Source organism: Hwanghaeella grinnelliae (assembly GCF_004005845.1).
GTDB classification, from domain to species: Bacteria; Pseudomonadota; Alphaproteobacteria; order UBA8366; family Aestuariispiraceae; genus Hwanghaeella; species Hwanghaeella grinnelliae.
Genome location: NZ_SADE01000001.1, coordinates 2,104,664 through 2,127,595, shown reverse-complemented (window position 1 = coordinate 2,127,595; position 22,932 = coordinate 2,104,664). Strand labels below are relative to the sequence as shown.

The 22,932-nt window shown below is 58.1% G+C and carries 19 protein-coding genes; 12 read left to right on the top strand and 7 right to left on the bottom strand.

What is annotated here, in order from left to right; translation table 11 throughout:
* Positions 1-394 precede the first annotated feature (394 nt).
* Complete coding sequence (locus EOI86_RS09815; protein ID WP_127764874.1) at positions 395-3,157, top strand: bifunctional aconitate hydratase 2/2-methylisocitrate dehydratase; 2,763 nt, start codon at positions 395-397, stop codon at positions 3,155-3,157.
* A gap of 111 nt (positions 3,158-3,268) precedes the next feature.
* Here the strand turns inward: EOI86_RS09815 and EOI86_RS09810 are convergent, their stop codons facing one another.
* A complete protein-coding gene (locus tag EOI86_RS09810) occupies positions 3,269-3,997 on the bottom strand; it encodes a tellurite resistance TerB family protein (RefSeq protein WP_127764873.1) in 729 nt (242 codons plus the stop codon).
* A 196-nt stretch (positions 3,998-4,193) separates the two neighbouring features.
* Between EOI86_RS09810 and EOI86_RS09805 the strand changes: the two genes are divergently transcribed.
* The 5 genes from EOI86_RS09805 to EOI86_RS09785 all read left to right on the top strand — a co-directional run bounded on the left by EOI86_RS09805 (position 4,194) and on the right by EOI86_RS09785 (position 9,190).
* A complete protein-coding gene (locus tag EOI86_RS09805) occupies positions 4,194-4,589 on the top strand; it encodes a DUF6152 family protein (protein ID WP_240035633.1) in 396 nt (131 codons plus the stop codon).
* A 13-nt stretch (positions 4,590-4,602) separates the two neighbouring features.
* Positions 4,603-5,073: a hypothetical protein gene (locus EOI86_RS09800; RefSeq protein WP_127764872.1), complete on the top strand. Its 471-nt coding sequence runs from the start codon at positions 4,603-4,605 to the stop codon at positions 5,071-5,073.
* 296 nt (positions 5,074-5,369) lie between these two features.
* The gene (locus tag EOI86_RS09795; RefSeq protein ID WP_127764871.1) at positions 5,370-5,579 is read left to right on the top strand and encodes a cold-shock protein; all 210 of its coding nucleotides are present in this window, start codon (positions 5,370-5,372) and stop codon (positions 5,577-5,579) included.
* Between the two features lie 132 nt (positions 5,580-5,711).
* Positions 5,712-5,891, top strand: a complete 180-nt coding sequence (locus tag EOI86_RS09790) for a hypothetical protein (RefSeq protein ID WP_127764870.1) — start codon at positions 5,712-5,714, stop codon at positions 5,889-5,891.
* A gap of 221 nt (positions 5,892-6,112) precedes the next feature.
* Complete coding sequence (locus EOI86_RS09785) at positions 6,113-9,190, top strand: HD domain-containing phosphohydrolase (RefSeq protein WP_127764869.1); 3,078 nt, start codon at positions 6,113-6,115, stop codon at positions 9,188-9,190.
* Positions 9,191-9,217: 27 nt separating this feature from the next.
* Here EOI86_RS09785 and EOI86_RS09780 read toward each other — a convergent pair whose 3' ends face one another.
* Positions 9,218-9,934, bottom strand: coding sequence for a haloacid dehalogenase type II (locus EOI86_RS09780; protein WP_127764868.1), 717 nt, complete (start codon positions 9,932-9,934; stop codon positions 9,218-9,220).
* Between the two features lie 113 nt (positions 9,935-10,047).
* Between EOI86_RS09780 and EOI86_RS09775 the strand changes: the two genes are divergently transcribed.
* Together EOI86_RS09775 and EOI86_RS09770 are read left to right on the top strand one after the other, a co-directional pair.
* Positions 10,048-10,938 carry a LysR family transcriptional regulator gene (locus tag EOI86_RS09775; RefSeq protein WP_127764867.1) on the top strand — a complete coding sequence of 297 codons (891 nt, stop codon included), beginning with the start codon at positions 10,048-10,050 and terminating at the stop codon, positions 10,936-10,938.
* Positions 10,939-10,982: 44 nt separating this feature from the next.
* Positions 10,983-11,606 carry a class I SAM-dependent methyltransferase gene (locus EOI86_RS09770; protein ID WP_127764866.1) on the top strand — a complete coding sequence of 208 codons (624 nt, stop codon included), beginning with the start codon at positions 10,983-10,985 and terminating at the stop codon, positions 11,604-11,606.
* Positions 11,607-11,618: 12 nt separating this feature from the next.
* On the opposite strand, the gene aguB is transcribed toward EOI86_RS09770, so the two are convergent.
* Positions 11,619-12,512: an N-carbamoylputrescine amidase gene (aguB, locus tag EOI86_RS09765; RefSeq protein ID WP_338033043.1), complete on the bottom strand. Its 894-nt coding sequence runs from the start codon at positions 12,510-12,512 to the stop codon at positions 11,619-11,621.
* A gap of 181 nt (positions 12,513-12,693) precedes the next feature.
* Here aguB and pobA point away from each other — a divergent pair, with 181 nt between their 5' ends.
* Together pobA and EOI86_RS09755 are read left to right on the top strand one after the other, a co-directional pair.
* The gene (gene pobA / locus EOI86_RS09760) at positions 12,694-13,863 is read left to right on the top strand and encodes a 4-hydroxybenzoate 3-monooxygenase (RefSeq protein ID WP_127764865.1); all 1,170 of its coding nucleotides are present in this window, start codon (positions 12,694-12,696) and stop codon (positions 13,861-13,863) included.
* 154 nt (positions 13,864-14,017) lie between these two features.
* The gene (locus EOI86_RS09755) at positions 14,018-15,199 is read left to right on the top strand and encodes a cytochrome-c peroxidase (RefSeq protein WP_205032116.1); all 1,182 of its coding nucleotides are present in this window, start codon (positions 14,018-14,020) and stop codon (positions 15,197-15,199) included.
* A gap of 68 nt (positions 15,200-15,267) precedes the next feature.
* On the opposite strand, the gene aptA is transcribed toward EOI86_RS09755, so the two are convergent.
* Together aptA and EOI86_RS09745 are read right to left on the bottom strand one after the other, a co-directional pair.
* Positions 15,268-16,602 (bottom strand): omega-aminotransferase AptA, encoded by a 1,335-nt coding sequence (gene aptA / locus EOI86_RS09750; RefSeq protein WP_127764864.1) that lies wholly within the window; start codon positions 16,600-16,602, stop codon positions 15,268-15,270.
* A 205-nt stretch (positions 16,603-16,807) separates the two neighbouring features.
* Positions 16,808-19,162 carry a xanthine dehydrogenase family protein molybdopterin-binding subunit gene (locus EOI86_RS09745; RefSeq protein WP_127764863.1) on the bottom strand — a complete coding sequence of 785 codons (2,355 nt, stop codon included), beginning with the start codon at positions 19,160-19,162 and terminating at the stop codon, positions 16,808-16,810.
* 201 nt (positions 19,163-19,363) lie between these two features.
* Here EOI86_RS09745 and EOI86_RS09740 point away from each other — a divergent pair, with 201 nt between their 5' ends.
* Complete coding sequence (locus tag EOI86_RS09740; protein WP_205032115.1) at positions 19,364-19,591, top strand: DUF2061 domain-containing protein; 228 nt, start codon at positions 19,364-19,366, stop codon at positions 19,589-19,591.
* 26 nt (positions 19,592-19,617) lie between these two features.
* Here the strand turns inward: EOI86_RS09740 and EOI86_RS09735 are convergent, their stop codons facing one another.
* Both EOI86_RS09735 and EOI86_RS09730 read right to left on the bottom strand, forming a co-directional pair.
* Positions 19,618-21,096, bottom strand: coding sequence for a caspase family protein (locus tag EOI86_RS09735; protein WP_127764862.1), 1,479 nt, complete (start codon positions 21,094-21,096; stop codon positions 19,618-19,620).
* A 78-nt stretch (positions 21,097-21,174) separates the two neighbouring features.
* On the bottom strand, positions 21,175-21,669 hold the full coding sequence (locus EOI86_RS09730) for a YbaK/EbsC family protein (RefSeq protein ID WP_127764861.1): 495 nt from the start codon (positions 21,667-21,669) through the stop codon (positions 21,175-21,177).
* A gap of 296 nt (positions 21,670-21,965) precedes the next feature.
* On the opposite strand from EOI86_RS09730, the gene argC reads away from it, so the two are divergent.
* A complete protein-coding gene (argC, locus tag EOI86_RS09725; RefSeq protein WP_127764860.1) occupies positions 21,966-22,931 on the top strand; it encodes an N-acetyl-gamma-glutamyl-phosphate reductase in 966 nt (321 codons plus the stop codon).
* Position 22,932 lies beyond the last annotated feature (1 nt).

The window sequence follows — 22,932 nt, the reverse complement described above, 5'->3', positions numbered from 1 at the left end:
CTAGAAACAAGTCAGCGTCCCAAACTGCACGGCCAAAGGACAAGGAAGCGGCAGAAATAGCCGAAAAGCGATTTTTAATTGTAGTCCTTTAAAACATTAATATTAAGATCAATTAGATACGAGAATTTTGTTAATTGGGTTGTTGATCGTTTTCAATTCGGTGGGGATATGGAAATGCCCTGCCATTTGGCGAATCCTTCTCTTTCTTGTGACTGTCTGCCAGCCACGATTGCCCTTATATCAAGCGGTTAATAGCCACAATCAACTTGCGCCACGACCCCGGCTGAACTACCAATTCAGGACCTATTCAAGAGAAAGCTTTTAGCCGGATTGCCGAAAGCTGTTGCGGCCCGGCGGCAAAGCTAACTGGAACATCAAAATCGCCGGGGACGTCATGAGCTTGTATACGGAATATCTGGAAGAAATTGAGAGCCGCAAAGCTCAAGACCTGCACGCCAAGCCGATCGAGGATGGCGCCCTCCTGGAAGAGATCATCGCGCACATCCTGGATGCCGGTTCCGAGCATAGGGACGACTGCGTCAACTTCCTGATTTACAATACGGTTCCCGGCACGACGAGTGCCGCGGGCGTAAAAGCGAAGTTCCTGAAAAAGATCATTCTCGGGGAAGTGTCGGTCAAGGAAATCACGCCGACATTCGCTTTCGAGCTGTTGTCGCACATGCGCGGTGGGGCCTCGGTCGAAGTGCTGATCGATCTGGCCTTGGGCAATGATCCGACAATCGCCAAGCAGGCGGCGGATGTCCTGAAAACCCAAGTTTATCTCTACGAAGCGGATACAGACCGGCTCAAGGCGGCCTATGAGGCGGGGAACGGTGTGGCGAAGGATATCCTTCAAAGCTATGCCAAGGCTGAGTTCTTCACGAACCTGCCCGATGTGGATGACGAGATCGAAGTCGTCACCTACATCGCGGCGGAAGGCGACATTTCCACCGACCTGCTGTCTCCCGGCAACCAGGCGCATTCCCGTGCTGACCGTGAATTGCACGGCAAGTGCATGATTTCCGAGGAAGCGCAGGCGGAAATTCGGGCGCTGCAGCAGCAGCATCCCGACAAGCGCGTCATGCTGATCGCCGAAAAGGGGACGATGGGGGTCGGATCCTCGCGTATGTCGGGGGTGAATAACGTCGCCTTGTGGACCGGCAAGCCGGCAAGCCCATACATTCCCTTTGTGAACTATGCCCCGATCGTTGCTGGAACGAACGGCATATCCCCCATTTTTCTCACGACTGTTGGCGTTACCGGCGGCATTGGCATCGATCTGAAGAACTGGGTCAAGAAATTGGATCAGGACGGCAATCCGATCCTGAACAATGACGGCAACCCGGTTCTGGAACAGAAGTATTCGGTCGAAACCGGAACCGTCCTGAAAATCGATACGAAGGACATGAAGCTTCGCGATGCGGAAGGAAAGGATGAGCTTGCGAATATCGCGTCATCCTTCACCCCGCAAAAAAAGGAATTCATGAAGGCCGGCGGTTCCTATGCGATTGTCTTCGGCAAGAAGCTGCAGACCATCGCCGCTGAAACGCTCGGCGTTGAACCGGCCCCCGTTTTCGCCGCGTCGAAAGAAGTCTCCGTAGCGGGGCAGGGCCTGACCGCGGTCGAAAAGATCTTCAACAACAATGCCGTCGGCGTCAGCGCGGGGACTGTCCTGCATGCGGGTTCCGACGCGCGCGTGAAGGTGAATATCGTCGGCTCCCAGGATACGACCGGCCCGATGACGGTGCAGGAATTGGAGGCCATGGCCGCGATGGTGATTTCACCCTCCGTGGACGGGGCTTACCAATCAGGCTGTCATACGGCGTCCGTATGGGACAAGAAGGCCCAGGCCAACACGCCCAAGCTGATGGCCTTCATGAACAAGTTCGGCCTGATCACGGCGCGTGACCCGAAGGGTGTCTATCACCCGATGACGGATGTCATCCACAAGGTCTTGAACGACATTACGGTGGATGACTGGGCCATTATCATCGGCGGTGACTCCCACACGCGCATGTCCAAGGGCGTTGCCTTCGGCGCTGACTCGGGCACCGTCGCGCTTGCCCTGGCAACCGGCGAAGCGACGATGCCTATCCCTGAATCGGTGAAGGTCACCTTCAAGGGGAAAATGGGTACGCATATGGACTTCCGTGATGTGGTCCATGCGACGCAGGCGCAAATGCTGGCCCAATTCGGGGACAACGTGTTCCAAGGGCGGGTGATCGAGGTTCATATCGGCACCCTGCTTGCCGACCAGGCCTTCACCTTCACGGATTGGACGGCCGAAATGAAGGCGAAAGCGTCCATCTGTATTTCCAACGACGACACCCTTATCGAGTCGCTTGAAATCTCTAAGCACCGCATTCAGGTCATGATCGACAAGGGCATGGATAACGACGCCCAGATGCTGAAGGGGCTGATCGCCAAAGCGGACAAGCGCATCGCGGAAATCAAATCCGGTGAGAAGCCGGCCCTGACGCCCGACGATAACGCCAAGTATTTCGCGGAGGTCGTCGTCGACCTGGACGCCATCGACGAACCCATGATCGCCGACCCCGATGTCCAGAACATCGACGCGTCCAAACGCTACACGCATGACACGATCCGGCCGATTTCCTATTACGGGGCGAACAAGAAGGTCGACCTCGGCTTCGTTGGGTCCTGCATGGTTCACAAGGGCGATATGAACATCATCGCCCAGATGTTCCGGAACATGGAAAAAGCGAACGGCAAGATCGAGTTCAAGGCGCCGCTCGTCGTCGCGCCGCCGACATACAACATCGTCGATGAGCTGAAGGCGGATGGCGATTGGGAAATTCTGCAGAAATATGCCGGTTTCGAATTCGACGACAGCGCGCCAAAGAGCGAAGCCCGCACGAAGTACCAAAACATCCTTTATCTGGAACGCCCCGGCTGCAATCTGTGCATGGGCAACCAGGAAAAGGCGGAGAAGGGCGACACGGTCATGGCGACCTCAACACGTCTGTTCCAGGGACGTGTGGTGGAAGACTCCGACGAGAAGAAAGGGGAATCCCTTTTGGCCTCGACTCCGGTCGTCGTTCTTTCAACGATCCTTGGCCGCACGCCGAGCATCGACGAATACAAGACCGCCGTTGAAGGAATCAATCTGACGAAGTTCGCGCCGCCGCGCGCTTAGGGTCGGTTTCCGACGCCGGGTCGGGATCACCGACCCGTCAAACATGGGAACAACCGAGAATGGACGAGGCCCTGCCGTTTGGCAGGGCCTTTTTCCTGCGCCTTTCGGTGTCTAGCGGATCGCGGTTTCCTCATCCAAGCGCTGACGTAGATCCTCCGGCAGATGCAGCCCGTCGGCCAGGCGCTCCAGGTAGCGGCGTTCCTCAGGCGTATCCACATCCACGGCCAAGGCGGATGCGGCGTATATCTCGGTCGCCTGTTCCAGGCTGCCCGAAAGCCGTGCGATTGCGATCGGGTCGCTGGGGGCGTTCAGCTGATCGATCAGGAACTGTTGTTCGTCCTGGCCGATTTGAAGGGCTTTGATCTGCCCTTCGATACGGGTCCGTTCATCCGCGTCTATATGACCGTCCGCTTTGGCCGCGCTGATCATTGCCCGGATGACGACCAGGCGCATGTCCTCGCCCTGTGATGTGCTTGGCTGATTGGCCAGGTCGAAGATGCTGCCCGCAGGGGGCGCGGGTGTGTTGGCGGCGGTCTGTTGATAAATTGCGGCGGCGTGCGCTGAACGCTGCGCCGGCTGGGTTCGAGTCTGGTCTTCTTTATGATCGCGCCACGCCTTGTAGGCCAAACCTCCGATCGCCGCCATGCCGCCATAGGTGAGGGCCTTGCCGCCCATTTTTCGCGCCTTCTTGTTGCTCAACAACAGGGCGGCCAAGCCACCGGCAGCCGCGCCACCGAGGAGGCCCGACGGCATTCCGCCGGAGCGTGCGCCCTGGACCGCCTTATCGATGCCGGCACCGGCCGTCCCCATTACGTTGTTCAGGATCGCGTTTACATTCATGTCGAGATTTTCCTCCAGTCCTCCAAGTCGCGGCGCGCCAAACGGTTCGGCGCGGGATGCTATTCAGATATGAACGAACGGGGCGAATTCCAGACTGCAAGCCCCTGTATTCACTCATGCTCGCAAGAGATGTCAGGGGGGAGGCTTTTCTTGTGGGCATGGCGCTCCATATCTTTGCAGGAATTCACTTGTGAGAATGATCGAGGAAGAGGAGTTCGCCATGCGCCGTATCGCAACAGCTTTGGGTTTCACCGTGCTTGTATTCGGTCTGGTTAGCGGCGTTGCCTGGGCTCACCATGGCTGGTCCTGGACGACGGGCGGCAATATCGAACTGACCGGACTCATCAAGACGGCCAAGCTCGGCAATCCGCACGGGGTGCTGACGGTCGATGCGGAAGGGGAAATTTGGACCGTGGAAGTCGGACAGCCCTGGCGCAACGAACAAGCGGGTCTGACGCCCGACGACCTTTCCCCCGGCGTGGAGTTAACGATCATCGGCGAACCATCGGCGAATATCGACGACAAGCTGATGAAGGCCGAAAGGATCTTGATAGAGGGTAGGGAACACGCGCTTTATCCCAACCGCAGCTAGTTGGAATTGGGCGGTGGAGGAATTTCTCACCGCGTTGGAGAGTTTGCCGCCGGTCGAGGCCCTGAGGTTTTCCCGCTGGAGCTACGCAGCCGTCAATACCGGCCACGTGCTTGGGATTGCGCTTCTGGTCGGCGGCGCCGTGCCGCTGTCCCTGCGTCTTCTAGGGTTCTGGCCGGACGCCGCGCGGGCTGCTGTGGTGCGCATTCTGGCCGTGACCGCCGGCTCCGGATTGGTCCTGGCGGTGCTGACGGGGATTTTACTTTTCGCCACAAGGGCCGTGGATTATGCCGCCCATCCACTATTGCCGTTCAAGCTGGTTTTGATTGCGATTGGCACGGTATCCGCAATCCTCGCCCATCGCCGTCATGGTTGGACACTTGAAGACGCTCCAAGGGGGGCTCTGCGCCGTATCGGTGCGATTTCCCTAACAGCATGGTTGGGCGCACTGGTGCTTGGGCGATTGATCGCATTTGCGGCAAACTGACGCTAACCGGCCGAAAGTGCCTGAACCCGATTTTCCTTTGATTTCCCGGGCTTACAGGCCAAGGGCAGGGGCGCTCGAAATCGTGTCGGCAAAGGACGTCACGGCGTGGGCCCTACGATTTACCTTGCTTTGTTTCAGGAAACCCCTATAACTCACTCACGTTTCGAAGTCGCTGCAGAACTCATGCTACCCGCTAACGCGGTCGATCACGTTTCCTCTCCGACAATTCAAGCGTTTCAAAGCTCCGCTGCATTCGGCGGCGGAACGAAAATAAATTGTCGTGAAAGGAAAAAATCATGACCAAAGGTACCGTTAAGTGGTTCAACCCGACCAAGGGTTTCGGCTTCATTCAACCGGAAGATGGTTCGAAGGACGCCTTCGTTCACATCAGCGCTCTTGAGCGCGCCGGCATTTCCAGCCTGTCCGACGGTCAGCGCGTGACGTTCGAACTGGTTTCGGGTCGTGACGGCAAGATGTCCGCTGAAAACCTGCAGCTTGACGACTGACTTTCGCATACCAATCTAGGTATGTGAGATCGGAATAGGCGGTCTTTGACCGCCTATTTCCGTTTTTGGCCGTGAAAACCGGCCCAAAAATACAAAAAATCGACCTATACAATTCATAAAAAGAAGAAAATTATGTCTGTTGAATCCAACTTCCTGATTAAATTCGGTCTGCATCACTTCGTGTCGTATTCGAACGGCAACGGATCGAGCCAATTCGTCGTCGATAGCGACGAAAGCCAGACCATGATCGCGCATGCCAAATATATTATCGAAGAAATGTTTGGCGCGCCGTCGGTTGTCAGCGTGCGGTAACGCAACGCGACAATTGAGCGTCTATGGACGGCCTCCCGGGAAACCGAGGGGCCGTTTTGCATTTCTGTGGGAAAGGTATGGCGGCGTTCACCCTCTATACACTCAAGAATAATACGGATAATTTCTGTCAGATGGTCCTTCAATGGCCGGTTAGAGCCAGGGATCAACCGGTTACGCAACCGGTGTCTTCAGCAAATCCCCTTTTTGCGTAGGACCGTGACATGAGTATTGCCTTCAAACTGCCAGCCTTGGTTGCCGTCTGTGCCACAGCCTGTTCGGTGGCCGTGGGAATCGGGGCCTACAAACGATCCGCAGATGCCCTGGAAGACGTGACGGCCGCGAAGCTCGTCTCGATCAGTGAATCGCGTTCGGCGGCATTTTCCACCTATCTCAAAGGTGTGGAAGAGGATGTGGAGCTGATTGCCCGCAGTCCGGTTGTGAGCGATGCGCTGAGAGAATTGAACAGATCCTTCGCCGGGCTGGGCATTTCAAGCGACCGGACGGAAGCGTTGTTGAGGACTGTTTACAAAGTCGACAATCCCAACGGTGATGTGGAAAACCCGGAAGATCTGCCCGAAAACGTATCGGCCTATAAGCAGACCCATGACCGGTTCCATCCTTGGCTGAAACTGCTTCATGAATTGAAGGGGTATTACGATGTCTTCCTGATCAGCCCGCAAGGGGACGTCGTCTACACATCATCCAAACACGCGGAATTCGGAACCAACCTGATCACCGGGCGCTGGAAAAATACGGCGCTGGCCGGGACGATTTCGGGCGCGCTCTCCACCCCGCCGAACGTCACCGCGCAGTTTACCGATTTCCAGTCCTATGCCCCGATCGGCGGCGCGCCCGCAAGTTTTCTGTCGGAACCGGTTTTTGACGGTGGGAAGTTCCTTGGGGTGATTGCCCTGCAAATGCCGATCATCCGCCTCAACGAGATTATGCAAGTGACGGCTGGAATGGGGGAGACGGGCGAGACCTATGTCGTCGGTTCGGATCGCTTGATGCGAACCGACTCCCGGTTTGACGAGGATTCCTCAATCCTCAAAGTCTCGGTCAATACGACCACATCGGAACGCGCGCTTGCCGGCGAGAGTGGCGTCATGTTCGCTTATGACTACAAAGGCCACGATGTCCTGTCCGCCTATTCACCCTTCACCTTCCGGGGCGCCCGCTGGGCGTTGTTGTCGGAAATAGGCGCTGTTGAGGTGATGGCGCCGGTAATTCAATTGCGGAACATGACCTTTGCGATTGTCGTCGTCACTACGGCGGTCGTAGTCGCGATTGGGTTCTTTGCGGCGCGCTCGGTCACCAAACCCTTGTCCAGGATTCGCAACGCCTTTTTGGATTTCGGCGTGACGCGCCGGGTCGACGGGCCGATCCCCGGCACCGGACGCAGCGATGAGTTGGGCGATATCGCGCGGACTTTTTCGGAGGTCGCTAAACAGGTCAGCGGTTTTATCGAGGCTCAAAAAACGGAAGCTGTGCGTCTTGAATCCATGGTCCAGGAGCGGACCCGGGATTTGATGCAAACCCAGACAAAGCTGGAACGGCTTGTCGAACGCGGTATCGCCTTGGGCGGGGAACATTCCGAAACGCGATTGATCGACGCGGTACTCGATGTGGCCAAGGAACTCGCGCAAGCAGATGGCGCGACTTTGTACATGTTAAAGGACGATGCGCTTCATTTCGAGAACATGAAGAATGACAGCATGGGGATCGATATCGGGGGGCATGATGGACCGCCTGTCGGCTTGGTGCCGGTACCCTTGTGGGACCCGGAATCGAAGGAACCCAACCACAGGAATGTGGCGAGCCATTGCGCTTTGGTCGGTGAGACCGTGCTGATCGATGATGCCTATAACAATGAAAATTTCGATTTCTCCGGCACCAAACGCGTCGACGAGCAGAACGGATACCACTCCACATCCTTCTTGACGGTCCCTCTGAAACCACGTGGCAAAAACGTCATCGGCGTGTTGCAGTTGATCAATGCCAAGAACCCGGAAACCGGCGAAGTCGGGCCGTTCGATGTTGAAGTCGTAAACTTTGTGGAAGCTTTGGCATCCCAGGCCGCAGTCGCCCTGGACAATAAGAACCTGATCCAGTCGCAGAAAGAATTGTTGGATAGTTTTATTGAGTTGATGGCGGCGGCGATTGACGCGAAGTCGCCCTATACCGGCGGGCACTGCCGTCGTGTACCGGAATTGGCGATGATGCTTGCGCGGTCCGCTGAGTCCGAGTCTGACGGCCCGTTGTCCGAGTTCAAGTTCGCCAATGAAGACGAATGGCGTGAGTTCCGTATCGCGGCCTGGCTGCATGATTGCGGCAAGGTGACGACGCCGGAATATGTCGTCGATAAGGCGACGAAACTGGAGACGATCTATAACCGCATGCACGAGATCCGGACTCGGTTCGAAGTGTTGTTGCGGGACAACAAGATCGCCTTCCTACAAGCGGCCCTGGACGGGAAGGAACCTGACAGGGATGCTTTCGAAAGAGAGAATGCCGCATTGATGGACGACTTCGCTTTCGTGGCGGAGTGCAATATCGGTGGCGAATTCATGGATGAGGAAAAGAAGGAGCGCCTGCGCCAAATCGGCCGGCGCGAATGGACCCGCCACTTCAGCGACAGGTTGGGATTATCGATCGCAGAACGGAAACGGATGGACGAATTCTCGGAACCCGCGCTGCCTGTGGTCGAGAAGTTGCTGGACGACAAGCCTGAACACATTCATCGGCGGGAGACATCGGACGTATTCGGCGACAACCCGTACGGGTTCGACATGGATGTGCCGGAACATCGCTTCAATCACGGTGAAATCTACAATCTGTGTATTTCTCGCGGGACTTTGACCGCCGAGGAACGCTTCATCATCAACGACCATATCGTCCAGACCATCATCATGCTGGAAGGCTTGCCGTATCCGGACCATCTGAAACGGATTCCGGAGATTGCCGCCGGTCATCATGAAACGATGATCGGCACGGGCTATCCCCGTAAATTGAAGAAGGACGATATGTCGATTCCCGCGCGGATCATGGCAATCGCCGATATCTTCGAGGCATTGACCGCCGCCGACCGGCCCTACAAACCGGCGAAGACACTGACGGAATCGATCCGTATCATGTCCTTCATGAAGAAGGATCAGCATATCGATCCGGACCTGTTCGACCTGTTCCTGCGGAATGGCGTGTACAAGGAATATGCGCGCCGGTTCCTGCTGCCGGAACAGATCGATGAGGTCGATATCTCAGCCTATATGGATGACGGGGCGGTGCCGGCCGCGTCCTGACCGCGGCCGGCTTACCGAGGACGCAGCCTAGGACAGTTCCGCTTTGTGGGCGGTAACGAAGTCGGCCATGCTGTTGAAGACGATGTCGACCGAGGGCATTTCACCCGGATTCATCGTCGCGCCGAAGCCTTCCTTGTCGTGACGGCGATAGATCCAGCAATTGGTGAGGCCGAATTTGTTGGCCGGGCCGTGGTCATGGAACATGCTTTCCGCCGTATGCAGAATGTCCTGCTTCTCGATGCCAAGCCGCGCAAGGTTTTCCAGCATATAGTCGAAATTGCGGGGCGCGGGCTTGTAGGACCCGACGTCTTCGGCCGTGTAGACCATGTGGAACGGATTGCCGAGCTTCTTGTTGCTGTGGGCAAAGCTGGCATTGTCGACATTCGACAGGACGACCAGTTTGTAGTGATCTTTCAGATAGGCGAGTGACTCTGCGCTGTCCTCGAAAGCCGGCCAATGCTCGACAGACGCGCCGTAGACTAGGCATTCGTCCCATTCGACAGGGATGCCCCATTCTTCCGCCAAGCGTTTGTAGACGGTTGCCAGCAGCTGGGAGTAGGTCTTGGACGGCGTCCACTTCTGGCTGGTCGATTCATGGAAGGCATGAGCTTCCAGGATCTGGTCGCGGGTCAACCCACCGACCTTGTCGGTCAAGGGCTTCAAGCCGTTGACCATGCCGGTTTCCCAGTCGATCAGCGTGCCGTAAACGTCGAATGTCAGTGCCTTGTAGTCCGTAAGCGCCATGTTCTTGCTCTCTGTGTTGAATGATCTTCGCTCTTTCTAGCCTAGTTCATCCATTGTTAAAAATGACATGTTAATCTAGTTTCCATCGAAATCTGTCATGTGGAGTCGAAGGCGTGACGACGATACCGGTGAAGTTGGATGTGGATTCCCTGCGCGCGCTGAAATCCGTCGCGGATCATGGCGGGGTGACCCGTGCGGCGCATCATCTCTCGCTCTCCCAATCCGCGATCAGCCACAAGATCAAGCGCCTGGAAGATCATATCGACTGCCGTCTGTTGAACAGGCGGTCCGGGCTGCCCTTGCTGACCGATACCGGCGAGCGGCTGCTTGGATATGCCAACCGAATTCTCGCTTTGCATGACGAAGCCGCCGCGACGCTCAGCCGGCGGACCCTTGCCGGTAATATCCGCATGGGCATGACCGAGGACATGACCAGCAGCGGGCTGGCCCAGGTATTGGCGCGTTTCGCCCGGGTCTTTCCCGATGTGTCCGTTCGGGTCCATGTCGCGCAAAGCCAAGTGCTTCAGGAGGAGGTGGAGAATGCGGCCATCGACCTCGGCGTGATGCAGGTTTTCGCGCAGGATGTGCGCCCGGATGACACGGTGCTGTTCCGGCATCGCCTCTGCTGGGCCAAGGCGAAAGACTTCGATCTGCCCGATGACGGGCCCGTGCCTTTTCTGGCTTATGATGATCGCTGTTTCTATAAAGCCTGGCTGGTCGAAAATGCCGGAACCATGGGCCGAGCGTTTCGGACCGTCCTGGAATGTTCCAGCAATGCCGGCATCCTTGCCGGTATCGATGCAGGGTTGGGTGTTTCCATCGTAAATGAGGAACACCTCTCCGCGACGATGGAAGAGGTTTCCGGCGATGTGTTTCGGACGCCGCCGGACATCGCTTATGTGGTGCGTCTCGCCGCCAAGCCGGCCTCCAACGCGGTGGGTGCGCTGCGCGATGGGATCGCGCAGGAGGCGGGGGAAGGGGAGATTCTCAAGATTGCTCTTTAAGACAGGATCGCGCGTGCGACTTCCTGGGAAAAGCGGAGAGGATCATGGTCCGGCCGGAACGGTTCTGGAACAAGCTTGCGACGATATATGCCAAACACAAGGTCGCGGATGAAAGCGCCTACCGCCGGAAACTGACGGAGACGCAACGGCACTTCACACCACACTCTGAAGTGCTGGAGATCGGCTGCGGTACCGGAACCACGGCCCTTATTCACGCGCCTTTTGTGAACCATATCCGGGCGACCGATTTTTCCGCGAAAATGCTGGAGATCGCGCGCGAGAAGGCCGACATCGCCGGTATCGAAAATGTGTCGTTCGAACAGGCAGCGGTCGATGACCTGGTTGTTTCTGACGGTTCTGTCGATGTGGTCATGGCGCACAGCATTTTTCATCTTCTGCCGGATTGGCGGAATGTGCTCCCCAGGACCTACCGCATGCTGAAACCCGGCGGCGTATTGGTTTCCAGCACCACATGTCTGGGGGACGGCATGGGCATTCTGCGCATTATCGGTCCCGTCGGTTCATTCTTGGGTGTGTTTCCGGTCCTCGCCATTTTCACGCGCGCGGACTTCCTATCGAGCATTCGCGAAGCCGGCTTTGCGATCGAGGAAGAATGGCAGCCGGGTAAAGGAAAAGCCGTCTTCATCATTGCCCGGAAACCGATTTAGGCTGGGATCAGGTTATCGGGCGTTCGCGGTCGCGCCGTCCATGGTGAGCAGGGGGCCGTAAAGGTCCGTTCGCCGGTCGCGGTAGATGCCCCAGCCATGGCGCAGGTTCCGGACCTCATCCAAGTCGAAGGTGGCGGTGAGCACCGTTTCAGTTTCCCGGTCCGCGTCGCAGACGATCTCACCGGTCGGGCCGGCGATGAAGGATGTTCCATAAAAGTCCAGATGCGTGCCCTTGCGGCCGTCCTCCCGACCGATCCGGTTAGAGGCGACGACGGGCAGGATGTTCGCCCCGGCATGTCCTTGCATCACACGCCGCCAATGGCCCGACGAATCCCAACCGGCATCCTGCAGTTCAGATCCGATGGCGGTTGGATACAGGATCATCTCGGCCCCCATCAGAGCCATGGCACGGGCGGCTTCGGGAAACCATTGGTCCCAACAGATGCCGACGCCGATCTTGCCGAACTTGGTATCCCAAACCTTGAACCCGGTATCGCCGGGGGAAAAGTAGTACTTTTCCTGATAACCCGACCCGTGTGGAATATGGCTCTTTCTGTAGATGCCGAGCACCGCGCCGTCCGCGTCGATGACGGCGACGGAATTGAAGCGTGCATTGTTGGCCAATTCATAGAAGCTGACGGGAATGACCATGTTCAATTCAGCGGCTAATTTCTGGAAATGCGCGATGGTCGGATGGCCGTCCGCCGGTTTCGCCCGGGCGCAGTGTTCCGGCAATTCGTCCTGGCAGAAGTAAAGGCCTTCGAACAGTTCCTGCAGCAGCACAACATTGGCGCCGTTATCTGCCGCCTTGCGGATCATGGCCTCAGCCCGCGCGACATTTTCCTCGACAACATCGGTGCATGCCATTTGCGTCGCCGCGACAGTGACTTTCATCATCCACTCCATCAGAACCACCCTAATATCATGAGGAAATCACGCGGGGTGGGACGCTGCAATTGCATTGATGCGTTGCAGGCCGATAATCCGTCAGACGACTCTTGCAATATGTTGTGTATGCCAACATTAATTAGTGCTGGCGGTGCCACGGCGTACCGTTTGTACGCTTTAACGGGAATGGGGTTTGAAGGTGAGGACACAGGTCGCGATTATAGGTGGGGGGCCGTCCGGGCTTTTGCTTTCACAACTGCTCCATCGCAAGGGCGTCGATACCGTCGTTCTGGAACGAAAGACCCGCGACTATGTGTTGAGCCGGATTCGCGCGGGTATTCTGGAACGGGGATTCGTGTCCCTGATGCGGGAGGCCGGCGTCGGTGAGCGGATGGATCGCGAAGGGTTTATCCATGACGGGACCCTCATCGCCTATGACAACGAATCCTTCAGGGTCGATTTCAAGGACCTGACCGATACCACGGTCATGGTCTATGGCCAGACGGAAGTGACCCAGGACCTGTATGACGCGCGGGAAGCCGCGGATGGCAAGATCGTCTTTCAGGTCGAAGATGTCACCGTCAACGATGCGGATACCGACAAACCCTATATCACCTATCGCACGCCGGATGGCGAAGACCGGATCGATTGCGACTTCGTGGCGGGCTGTGACGGGTTTCACGGCGTCAGCCGGCAGAGCATTCCGCTGGATGTCCGCCGGGAATACGAAAAGGTCTATCCTTTCGGTTGGCTCGGCGTGCTGTCCGAAACGCCGCCGGTGGATGATGAGTTGATTTATTCCAATTCAGCGCGTGGTTTTGCCCTTTGCTCGATGCGGAACGCCAATCTAAGTCGGTATTACATCCAGTGTTCCATGTCCGATCATGTGGAGGACTGGTCCGACCAGAACTTCTGGGACGAATTGAAGCGTCGTATTCCGGACGAGGCGGCGGACAAGCTGGTCACCGGGCCCTCGATCGAAAAGTCCATCGCGCCGCTGCGCAGCTTCGTTGCCGAACCGATGCGCTGGGGACGTTTGTTCCTGTGCGGGGATGCCGCCCATATCGTGCCGCCGACGGGCGCCAAGGGACTGAACACGGCAGCGTCCGACATCTACTACCTGTACAACGCCTTGCTGCAGTATTTCGAAGAAAATGACAGCGAGGGGATCGACCGATATTCCGAACGTGCGCTTGCACGGGTTTGGAAAGCGGAAAGGTTCAGTTGGTGGATGACGAACCTGCTGCATCGTTATCCCGACCAGACCGAATTCGACCTGCGTATCCAACGAGCGGAACTGGAATTCCTGCGCTCGAACCAAGCGGCGCAGCGCGTGATGGCTGAAAACTACGTCGGCTTGCCCTACTGACGGGGACGGTTCGCCGCAGGTGGGTTCTCCAATCAGTATTTGATCCTCATCAATGCAAACGATAATGAGTGTCATTATCGGTAACGCTACGGCGTGCCATTAGGCATTGCGTGGAGATTACCATCCGTTATCGCGGATGGGGTGGGGGAAGGACATGGACAAGATCGTACAATTGAGTATCGGCGTGGTGATGCTGATGCTGGTCACCGGCGTGGCCGGCACGGCTTTTTCCCAACAACGCCCCGAACTTGACCGCCCCGCATTTGATAGCAAGGTAGCCCTGGGGCGGTCGTTGTTCTTCGACACAAACCTGTCGCGCAACCGGACCATGGCCTGCGCGACCTGTCACGATCCTGAACACGCCTTTACCGACCCGCGGGAGACCGAGGCGGGGCGTTCCGTGTCGCTTGGCGACGACGGTGCCTCATTGGGTGACCGCAATACGCCGACGGCGGCGTATGCGCGCTTCTCACCCGTCTTCCATAAGAACGCGGACGGGTTCTATGTCGGCGGTCAATTCCTGGATGGACGGGAGGCGGATTTGAAAGGGCAGGCGGGCGGTCCTCCGCTAAACCCGATTGAGATGGGAATGCCCGACGAGGCCACCGTCGTGGAGCGGATCAAGGAAAACCCGGTCTATGTCGCGAGTTTCAACAAGATTTACGGTGCGGGCACTCTGGACGATGCCGAGGCGGCCTATGATGCCATGGCGGAAAGCATTGCCGCGTTTGAGCAAACGGCCTTCTTCTCTCCCTTTGATTCGAAATATGACCGTTTCCTGCGCGGCGAGGTGAAGCTCAGTAAGCAGGAAGAATTGGGCCGTGTCCTTTTCTTTTCGCAGCAATTCACCAACTGCAACAAATGCCATCAATTGCAGACCTCTCAGGTATCTCGTGAGGAGACCTTCTCGAACTACCGTTTTCACAATATCGGCATACCGGCCAATCCGGCGGCGCGCGCGGTCAATGGCAAGGAACCCGGCTTTATCGACCGGGGCCTGTTGGATAATCCCGGCGTCGACGATCCGGTTGAGGACGGGAAATACAAGGTGCCGACCCTGCGGAACGTGGCGGTGACCGGACCTTATATGCATAACGGCGTCTTCGAAGACCTGCGCACGACCGTTGTGTTCTACAACAAGTACAACACCAAGAAGGCCGCCGGGCAGATCAACCCGGAAACCGGCAAGCCCTGGGGGCCGCCCGAAGTCACGGAAAACCTGTCCTTGGAAGAGTTGGAGCACGGCCCGGCGCTGGACGACAAACGCATCGACGCCATCGTCGCCTTCCTGAAAACCCTGACCGACAGGCGCTACGAGCATCTGTTGGAAGAGTAGGGGGCCGCGCCCGCAACGAAAAAGGCCCGCCGATTGGCGGGCCTTTTTATCTTTGGGCGACTGGAAGTTTAGACTTCTTCCAGCGTCTTGCGGATGCAGCCGACGATTTCGTCGATATGGCTTTTTTCCGCGATCAGGCTGGGCGCGACGATGGCCGTGTCGCCGGTCCATTTCACATGGCAGCCATTGTGGAACAGGGCCTTCTGCATATTGTTGCCGCGGATGCCGGGCTTGCCTTCGATCGGGTCCAGTTCGACACCGGCCATGAAGCCCATGCCGCGCAGATCCTTGACGATGCCCAGATCCTTCAAGGACCAGATCGCGTCCAGGAAGTAGTCGCTGAGGCCGGCGGCGCGTTCGAACAGGCCTTCGTCCTCATAGATCTTCAAGGTCGCCAGACCGGCCGCGCAGGCCGCCGGATGACCGGAATAGGTATAGCCGTGGAAGAATTCGATGGCATCGTCCGGCGCGGCTTCCGTGACCGTTTCGTAGATTTCATCGCGAACGGCGACGGCGCCCATCGGGATCGCCCCATTGGTCAGGGCCTTGGCCATCGTAATGATGTCCGGCGTAACGTCGAAAGCGTCGGCGGCGAAGGGGTGGCCCAAGCGGCCGAAGCCGGTAATGACCTCATCGAAGACCAGCAGGATGCCATGCTTGTCGCAGATTTCGCGGAGGCGCTGCAGGTAACCCTTCGGCGGGACCAGCGTACCAGTTGAGCCGGCCACCGGCTCGACGAAGACAGCGGCGATTGTGCCGCCGCCATAGGTTTCGCAATGGCGCTGCAGGTCGTCCGCCAGTTCCGCGCCGTGCTCGGCCTGACCCTTGGTGTAAACCGCTTCCGGGTCCCAGGTATGGCGGATGGTGACGATGTTCGGCATCACCGACGGGAAGGTTTCGCGGTTCTTGACCATGCCGCTGAGCGACACACCGCCCATGTTCACCCCATGATAGGCGCGTTCACGCGACACGAAGCGGATGCGGTGGCCCTGACCGTTGGCCCGATGATAGGCCATGGCGATCTTCAGCGCCGTGTCGATCGATTCCGACCCGGAATTGGTGAAGAAGACATGGTTGAACGGATCGGGCAGGATATGCGTCAGCTTTGACGCAAGGTCGAAGGCCGATGGATGGTTCATCTGGAACGGCGCGGTGTAGTCGTTCTGCATCATCTGGGCATAGACCGCGTCGGCGATTTCCTTCCGCCCGTGGCCGGCCGCGACGTTGAACAGGCCGGACGACCCGTCGATCAGCTTGCCGCCCTGGTGGTTCCAGAGATACATGCCCTCGCTCTTCGTGATCAGGCGCGGCGAGGCCTTGAAATCACGGTTCGCCGTGAAGGGCATCCAGTATTGTTCGAGCGAATTGGTGCCGCCCTCGGCCGGCATGGACATGACATTCATCGGAAAACTCCCATAGAAAACACCTTCCGAAACAGAGACGGCCCCGCCAGCTTTGGCAGCCTGGACGCGGAAAGGAAGGATAGGACTGAATTGGCTGTAGTGTCGCACAAAAAAACGGCCCTGTCAGAGGGCCGCTTTGAGAAAATAAGAAGGCTCCACCGGTCCATTTCCAAGACGGGGCTGGACCGGAGGAGCGTATTTCTTATCAGCTTGCCGCGTTGAGGGCGCGCCAGACCTTTTCCGGCGTTGCCGGTATCTCGATCGGTTTGGCGCCGCCGGAATGCAGCGCATCCTGCACCGCGCAGGACGTAGCGGGCAGGGAGCCGCCGGTGCCACCTTCGCCACACCCCTTCACGCCCAACGAATTGGTCGTCGCGCGGGAAGGGTTGGAGACGAAGCCGATATCCGGCAGGTCGTTCGCACGGGGCATCGCATAGTCCATGAAGGACCCGGACAGCAATTGCCCGTCGTCGTCATAGACGGCTTCTTCCCACAGCACTTGGCCGATGCCCTGAACGACACCGCCCTGGGCCTGACCTTCGACCAGCATCGGGTTCACCAGCACACCGAAATCATTGACGGTGTAATAGCGGTCCAGCTTGACCATGCCGGTATCAGGATCGACTTCCACTTCACAGACATGACAGCCGTTCGGATAGGCGGGATCGGGCAGATCATTGACCAGTTCGACCGTAAGTCCTGGATCAAGGCCGTCCGGCAAGTTGCTCATTTTCCTGGATTCCTTATCCAGTTCAATGATACCGATTTCGCGGTCCGTTCCAACGACGGAGAAATTGCCTTCACTGAATTCGATATCCGCCGCGGCGGTTTCGAACAGATGCCCGGCAAGCTTTTTGCCCTTGTCGATGATCTGTTCGGAACAGACCACCAGCGCGTTACCGGTCGACATGACCGACCGTGATCCACCGCTGCCGCCGCCGGCGAGCAATTGGTCACTGTCGCCCTGAAGCAGGCGCACCTTTTCAAAGGGGATGCCCAGCAGGTCATTCAGGATTTGCGCGAAGGTACCGGCATGGCCCTGACCGTAGTCCAGCGTGCCAGTGACGATGGTGACGCCACCGTCGTCGTCGAACCGCACGCCGCCCATTTCCTTGGCCGGGGTGGCGGTCACTTCACAGAAGGAACTGACGCCCAAGCCGCGCAGTTTGCCGCGCGATTCGCTGTCCTTGCGGCGCGCTGCGAAACCGGCGACGTCGCCGACTTCCAGGGCCTTTTCCATTGTACCCAGGAAGTCACCGCTATCGATGGCTTCGCCGTTGCCGGCGGTAAAGGGCATCATATCCGCAGGAACAAGGTTCTTGCGGCGCAATTCAATCTTGTCGATGCCAAGATCGCGGGCTGCCTGGTCGATCAGGTTTTCCATGATGTAGTTGCCGTCCGGCCGTCCGGCGCCACGATAGGCGGCGACCGGCGTCTTGTTCGTCAGGACCAGATCCGATTCGACGAACATGGTCGGCGTCTTATAGGCGCCGATGCCGTTCCGAAGGATGTTCAGGCTGGCCATCATCGGACCGACGAAGGAGATATAGGCCCCCAGATCTCCGACCACCTTCACCCGAACGCCGGTGAAATTGTGGTCTTCGTCCAGCGCCAGTTCCGCGTCGAACTTCATGGCCCGGCCGTGCAGGTCGCTCATGAAGGACCCGCTGCGCTCATCCGTCCATTTCACCGGCCGGCGCAGCGCCTTGGCGGCGTGCAGCAGGGGCAGGTATTCCGGATAGACATAAATCTTCATCCCGAACGAACCGCCGACACTGTATGTCAGCACGCGCAGCTTTTCCGGTTCGACCTTCAACACATGTTCGGCGAGGTTGTTGCGCAGGCCGAACACGCCTTGGGAGCAGGAATGGAAGACATAGCGGTCTTCTTCCGAATCGTAATCGGCGATCGAGCATCGCGGCTCGATCGGCGCGACGACCAGGCGGTTGTTGTTCAGGCGCATCTTGGTGACATGAGCGGCCTTGGCAAAGGCTTCCTCGGTCTCGTCCTTCTTGCCGCCTTCCCAATGCACGGCGGTGTTGTTCGGCGTCAATTCCGGCCAGATTTGTTCCGTACCCGGTGCGGCAGCGGTTTCCATATTGACCACGGCCGGCAGTTCTTCGACGTCCAACTCGATCAATTCCGCGGCGTCTTTGGCCTGCACTTGGGTTTCCGCAATGACCATGGCCACCGCTTCGCCAGCATAACGGATCCGGTCGGCGGGCAGCGCCATCCACGGGGTCTTGATCATGTCGGTTCCGTCGGTACTTTTCAGCGGAACGACGCAGGGAGGGGTGCCGTATCCGGCTTCGACCAAGTCTTTCCCGGTGACCACCATTTTGACGCCGGGACTGTCCAGTGCCGCCGATGTATCGACATTCTTGATGATGGCGTGCGCATAGGGTGAGCGGAAGACATAGGCGTATAATTGCCCATCCAGGTTCAAGTCGTCCGTATATTTCCCATGCCCTGTCAGCAGGGTGGGGTCTTCCTTGCGGGGCACGTTCTGCCCAATTCCGAATTTTCCGGATGACATGGCTGGATCGTCCAATGCCGGCATAGCCAACTCCCTTTGGATCAGAAATGTGGTGAGGTTAGTTTTGGACCTGTCTTAAAGATTAACGCGGATGGCTGAAAAAGGAAGGGGCACTTGCGTGCATAACTGCAGGTCCATTCTTGACATAATCTGAAAATCCGCTTATTTAAATGCGAATAAGTCGCAATTACATATTATGGATTGCGTATCATGAGGATAAAAAGAATGTCAGCCGCCATTTCTTACATGAACAACAGTGTCGGGCCCAAATTGGCGCGTCAAATCGCAAAAACCGGCAGTTACAGCGCCATGCACCTGACGGTTGCCATCACGGTGGCTTACGTTTTGACCGGTGATTGGCGGGTCGCATTGGGGATCGGCATCGTTGAACCGTTGGTGCAAACCGTCGCCTACACCATCCACGAACGGGTTTGGTCAAAAGTCGGGTTTTGACCGCCATTGGATGGGCGGAGAAATCCTCAACGCGCGATCACATCCGGCATGCGAAAGGCGAGATCACAGCGGCCGCCGGTATAGGTGAGGCGGATTTTCACCAACAGGTCGCTTCCGGAAACCTCCACGGTATCGGGGGCATTGACCACCAAAGGGCCGCTCATGCGGGCGGACGCGGCGCCGTTCTCGATTCGAAATGCTATGTTGCCGCTGGCCTCGGGATGGGACCACCGGCCTTTGCCCTCGGTCGGGGAAGTGAATTTCACGGACCGGAAGGAAATGCGCCCGCATTCCGTATGTCCTTTGACTTCCACCGGTTTGAACTCGCCCTGGGCGAAGGCAAGTCGATCAGCAGGTAGGGATGGCTGGGGCTGAGAAGGCTGGGGCTGAGATGGCTGGGGCTGGGATGGTTGGGAAGGCTGTGATGACTGAGTGGGCCTTGAAGGCCGGGGGGCGTGGGGCATTACAAGCGGGTCCGCGGGCGCCGCGACCGGGGGCGGTACCGCCGGGCCGGCCTCCAGGGACGCTATTCGCGCCTCCGCGATCGGCCTGAACCGTCCCTGCGGATATTGTTCGAGATAACTTTGGAACAGGGCAGGATCGCCCAGGGCGGCGATCGACGTCCAATAAACGGTTTCGTCGTCCGGGACCGCCTTGGCCGTTGGCTGCGCGCCAGCGCCCTCCAGGAACGTGAAATAGCCGGTCAGGCTTGAACTTTCCCAAGGCACCTGCTCGGCATCGGTGCGTTCCATCACGGCGATCCGCGTGCGTTTGAAGACTTCCTCGATCGACAATCCGGGTTGGTTCATCGCGCTGGCCAGCGACAGGGCATAGGGGCTGTTCCGGCCCCGACCGTCCGCGGCGGTGGAGCCGGGCGAGGTGGAATAGGCCAGCAAGGTACCTTGCGGGGCGTCCATGCGCGCCAAACCGCGCGACCCGGACCGGAAGCTCCGCGCATAGGGATTGTTTCTGCAGGCGTCGAGCACGACGATATTGAGGCTGGTGCGGGTATGGCCGAGCGATTCCAGAATGTCGTTCGCGGAAACCGCCTCTATCGGCACATCCCGCTCATGCCTGATCTGCGCACCCACGGGGATCAGATAATTCTCACCTTCGATCTGCACGCCGTGGCCCGCATAATAGACGAGGCTGACCGACTGTTCGCCAGCTTCCTCGACCGCCAAGCCGAAATCGGAAACCGCGCGCCGCATGCCGCGCTGGTCCAGGTCAATATGACGGAAGACACGAAAGCCGAGACTCTTCAGATTGTCCGCAATAAGTGCGGCGTCGTTCACCGGGTTTTCCAATGGCGCATCCTGATAGCCGCCATTTCCGATCACCAGCGCCAGCTTGCTGTCGGCCGCCCGGGCTGAACCGAAACCGGCGGACCAGATCGTGACGGAAAAGATGAAGACGGCGAGCACCGCCGCGGCGGTCAGGCCCCATTGGATCATGCCCTGTATTGTTCTTGGTCGGTAAGCGGCGACCGTCCGCGCGGAATGCATGACGTGCCCTCCGGGAGGTGAACTGACTCGGATCAAGGTACCCCAACGGCCGGGCAGCGTGAACCGTGAAACCGACAATCATCCTGAAATCGGGGTTGCCAGGTCCGGTACGATTTCGGTGTTGGACGTGGCGCGGAAATAAGCCGGATCGACGATGACCTTGGTGTCCCGTCCGCCGCCGCCCAGGATGATCTGGTCGCATTCCATCACCGCGGCATCGACCCAAAGCGCCAGGTCTTCGGGCAGGGCGATCGGGGTGACGCCACCGATTTCCATGCCGGTCAGCTTCTTGGTTTCATCCCGCGAGGCGAAGGAGACCTTACGAGCCGGGAATTTCTTGCGCACCGTGCTGTTCACATTCAACCGTGCACTGGCCAATACCATGCAGAGCGCGAATTTCGGCTCGGCAGTCTTGGTCTTGACCAGGATGGCATTGGCGGAATTTTCGGGGCTATATCCGTAATGGGCGCAGAAAGCCGCTGTATCGGCGAGGTTCGGGTCACATTCGATGATCTCGAAGGGAACGCCGCTTTTTTCCAACGCGGCCCTGACCCGGTCCTGCAGTTCCGTCATCTTCACCCTCCCGATCCATGTTTTCAAAACACTTGCCTATTTGACCCGCTTCGGACCATAGTGCCGCCGCTTGGCAGGGACGATCCCGGCAAGGCAATTATTGAGGACGGACGAAATCATGCTTCGACGGGGTGAACAAGTTTCGGCGCACGGTACGCGACGATAGAACCGACAGGGCCCGACCGGGCCGACATGGTTTCTATGGGCGGCCGCTTTGGCCGCCTTATTTTTTGCGCCGGGTGTCCTAGACCGACAATGCCCGGCATCTTGTAGAAGACTCGATCGGGAACGAAACAATGACAGCGAAAATATTCATCGACGGCGAAGCGGGCACCACGGGATTGCAGATCCGGGCCAGGATGGAAGCGCGGGACGACCTGGACTTCATCCAGCTTTCCGACGAACACCGGAAGGATGTGAACGCCCGCCGCGATGCGTTGAACACCGCGGATGTCTCGATCCTGTGCCTGCCGGATGCCGCCGCGAAGGACGCGTTGGCCTTGATTGAAAGCAACGACGCAAAGGTAATCGATGCGTCTTCGGCACATCGGATCGCGTCGGGCTGGGCCTATGGTTTTCCGGAATTCGATGCGGGCCAACGGGAAGCCATCGCCAAGGCCGCGCGGGTCACGAATCCGGGCTGCTACGCGATTTCCTCGGTCGCGATGCTACATCCGTTGGTGAAGGCGGGTGTCGTGCCGAGCGATTGGCCGATCACGATCAATGCGATTTCCGGTTATACCGGCGGCGGCAAGTCCCTGATCTCGGAGTTTGAGGACGAAAGCGCCGATAATTACAGCACCGCGACGTTCTGGGCCTATGGACTTGGTCTGGAACACAAGCATGTACCGGAAATCGAACAATGGGGCGGCTTGGCGCATAAACCGTTGTTCGTCCCCAGCGTCGGACGGTACCGGCAGGGGATGCTGGTGCAGCTTCCCTTGCAGCTTTGGGCCTTGCCGGGCACGCCGACGGAGGGCGACTTGGTTCAGGTCTTCAAGACCCACTATGCGGGCGAACCGTATGTGGAAGTCGCGGACCTTGCCGACACGGCGGCGATGGCGCGGCTGAACCCGGAGGATCTGAACGGCACCAACAAGATGCGGATTCATGTTTTCGGGCATGAAGAACGGCAGCAGGCGGTGGTGATGGTCCTGATCGACAATCTGGGCAAGGGCGCGTCGGGCCAGGCCGTGCAGAACCTGAACATCATGCTGGGGGCCGACGAAGGGAAGGGCCTGGATACGCCACTGGTCTACTGAT

Bases quoted from the DNA above. Each gene is read 5' to 3' on its own strand.
- aptA (WP_127764864.1), bottom strand. From the start codon at position 16,602: ATGAATGTCATGTCCATGCCGGCCGAGGGCGGCACCAATTCGCTCGAA.
- EOI86_RS09785 (WP_127764869.1), top strand. From the start codon at position 6,113: ATGAGTATTGCCTTCAAACTGCCAGCCTTGGTTGCCGTCTGTGCCACA.
- argC (WP_127764860.1), top strand. From the start codon at position 21,966: ATGACAGCGAAAATATTCATCGACGGCGAAGCGGGCACCACGGGATTG.
- EOI86_RS09780 (WP_127764868.1), bottom strand. From the start codon at position 9,934: ATGGCGCTTACGGACTACAAGGCACTGACATTCGACGTTTACGGCACG.
- EOI86_RS09755 (WP_205032116.1), top strand. From the start codon at position 14,018: ATGGACAAGATCGTACAATTGAGTATCGGCGTGGTGATGCTGATGCTG.
- EOI86_RS09805 (WP_240035633.1), top strand. From the start codon at position 4,194: ATGATCGAGGAAGAGGAGTTCGCCATGCGCCGTATCGCAACAGCTTTG.
- EOI86_RS09745 (WP_127764863.1), bottom strand. From the start codon at position 19,162: ATGCCGGCATTGGACGATCCAGCCATGTCATCCGGAAAATTCGGAATT.
- EOI86_RS09795 (WP_127764871.1), top strand. From the start codon at position 5,370: ATGACCAAAGGTACCGTTAAGTGGTTCAACCCGACCAAGGGTTTCGGC.
- EOI86_RS09735 (WP_127764862.1), bottom strand. From the start codon at position 21,096: ATGCATTCCGCGCGGACGGTCGCCGCTTACCGACCAAGAACAATACAG.
- EOI86_RS09740 (WP_205032115.1), top strand. From the start codon at position 19,364: ATGTCAGCCGCCATTTCTTACATGAACAACAGTGTCGGGCCCAAATTG.
- EOI86_RS09730 (WP_127764861.1), bottom strand. From the start codon at position 21,669: ATGACGGAACTGCAGGACCGGGTCAGGGCCGCGTTGGAAAAAAGCGGC.
- EOI86_RS09790 (WP_127764870.1), top strand. From the start codon at position 5,712: ATGTCTGTTGAATCCAACTTCCTGATTAAATTCGGTCTGCATCACTTC.
- EOI86_RS09815 (WP_127764874.1), top strand. From the start codon at position 395: ATGAGCTTGTATACGGAATATCTGGAAGAAATTGAGAGCCGCAAAGCT.
- aguB (WP_338033043.1), bottom strand. From the start codon at position 12,512: ATGGAGTGGATGATGAAAGTCACTGTCGCGGCGACGCAAATGGCATGC.
- EOI86_RS09810 (WP_127764873.1), bottom strand. From the start codon at position 3,997: ATGAATGTAAACGCGATCCTGAACAACGTAATGGGGACGGCCGGTGCC.
- EOI86_RS09770 (WP_127764866.1), top strand. From the start codon at position 10,983: ATGGTCCGGCCGGAACGGTTCTGGAACAAGCTTGCGACGATATATGCC.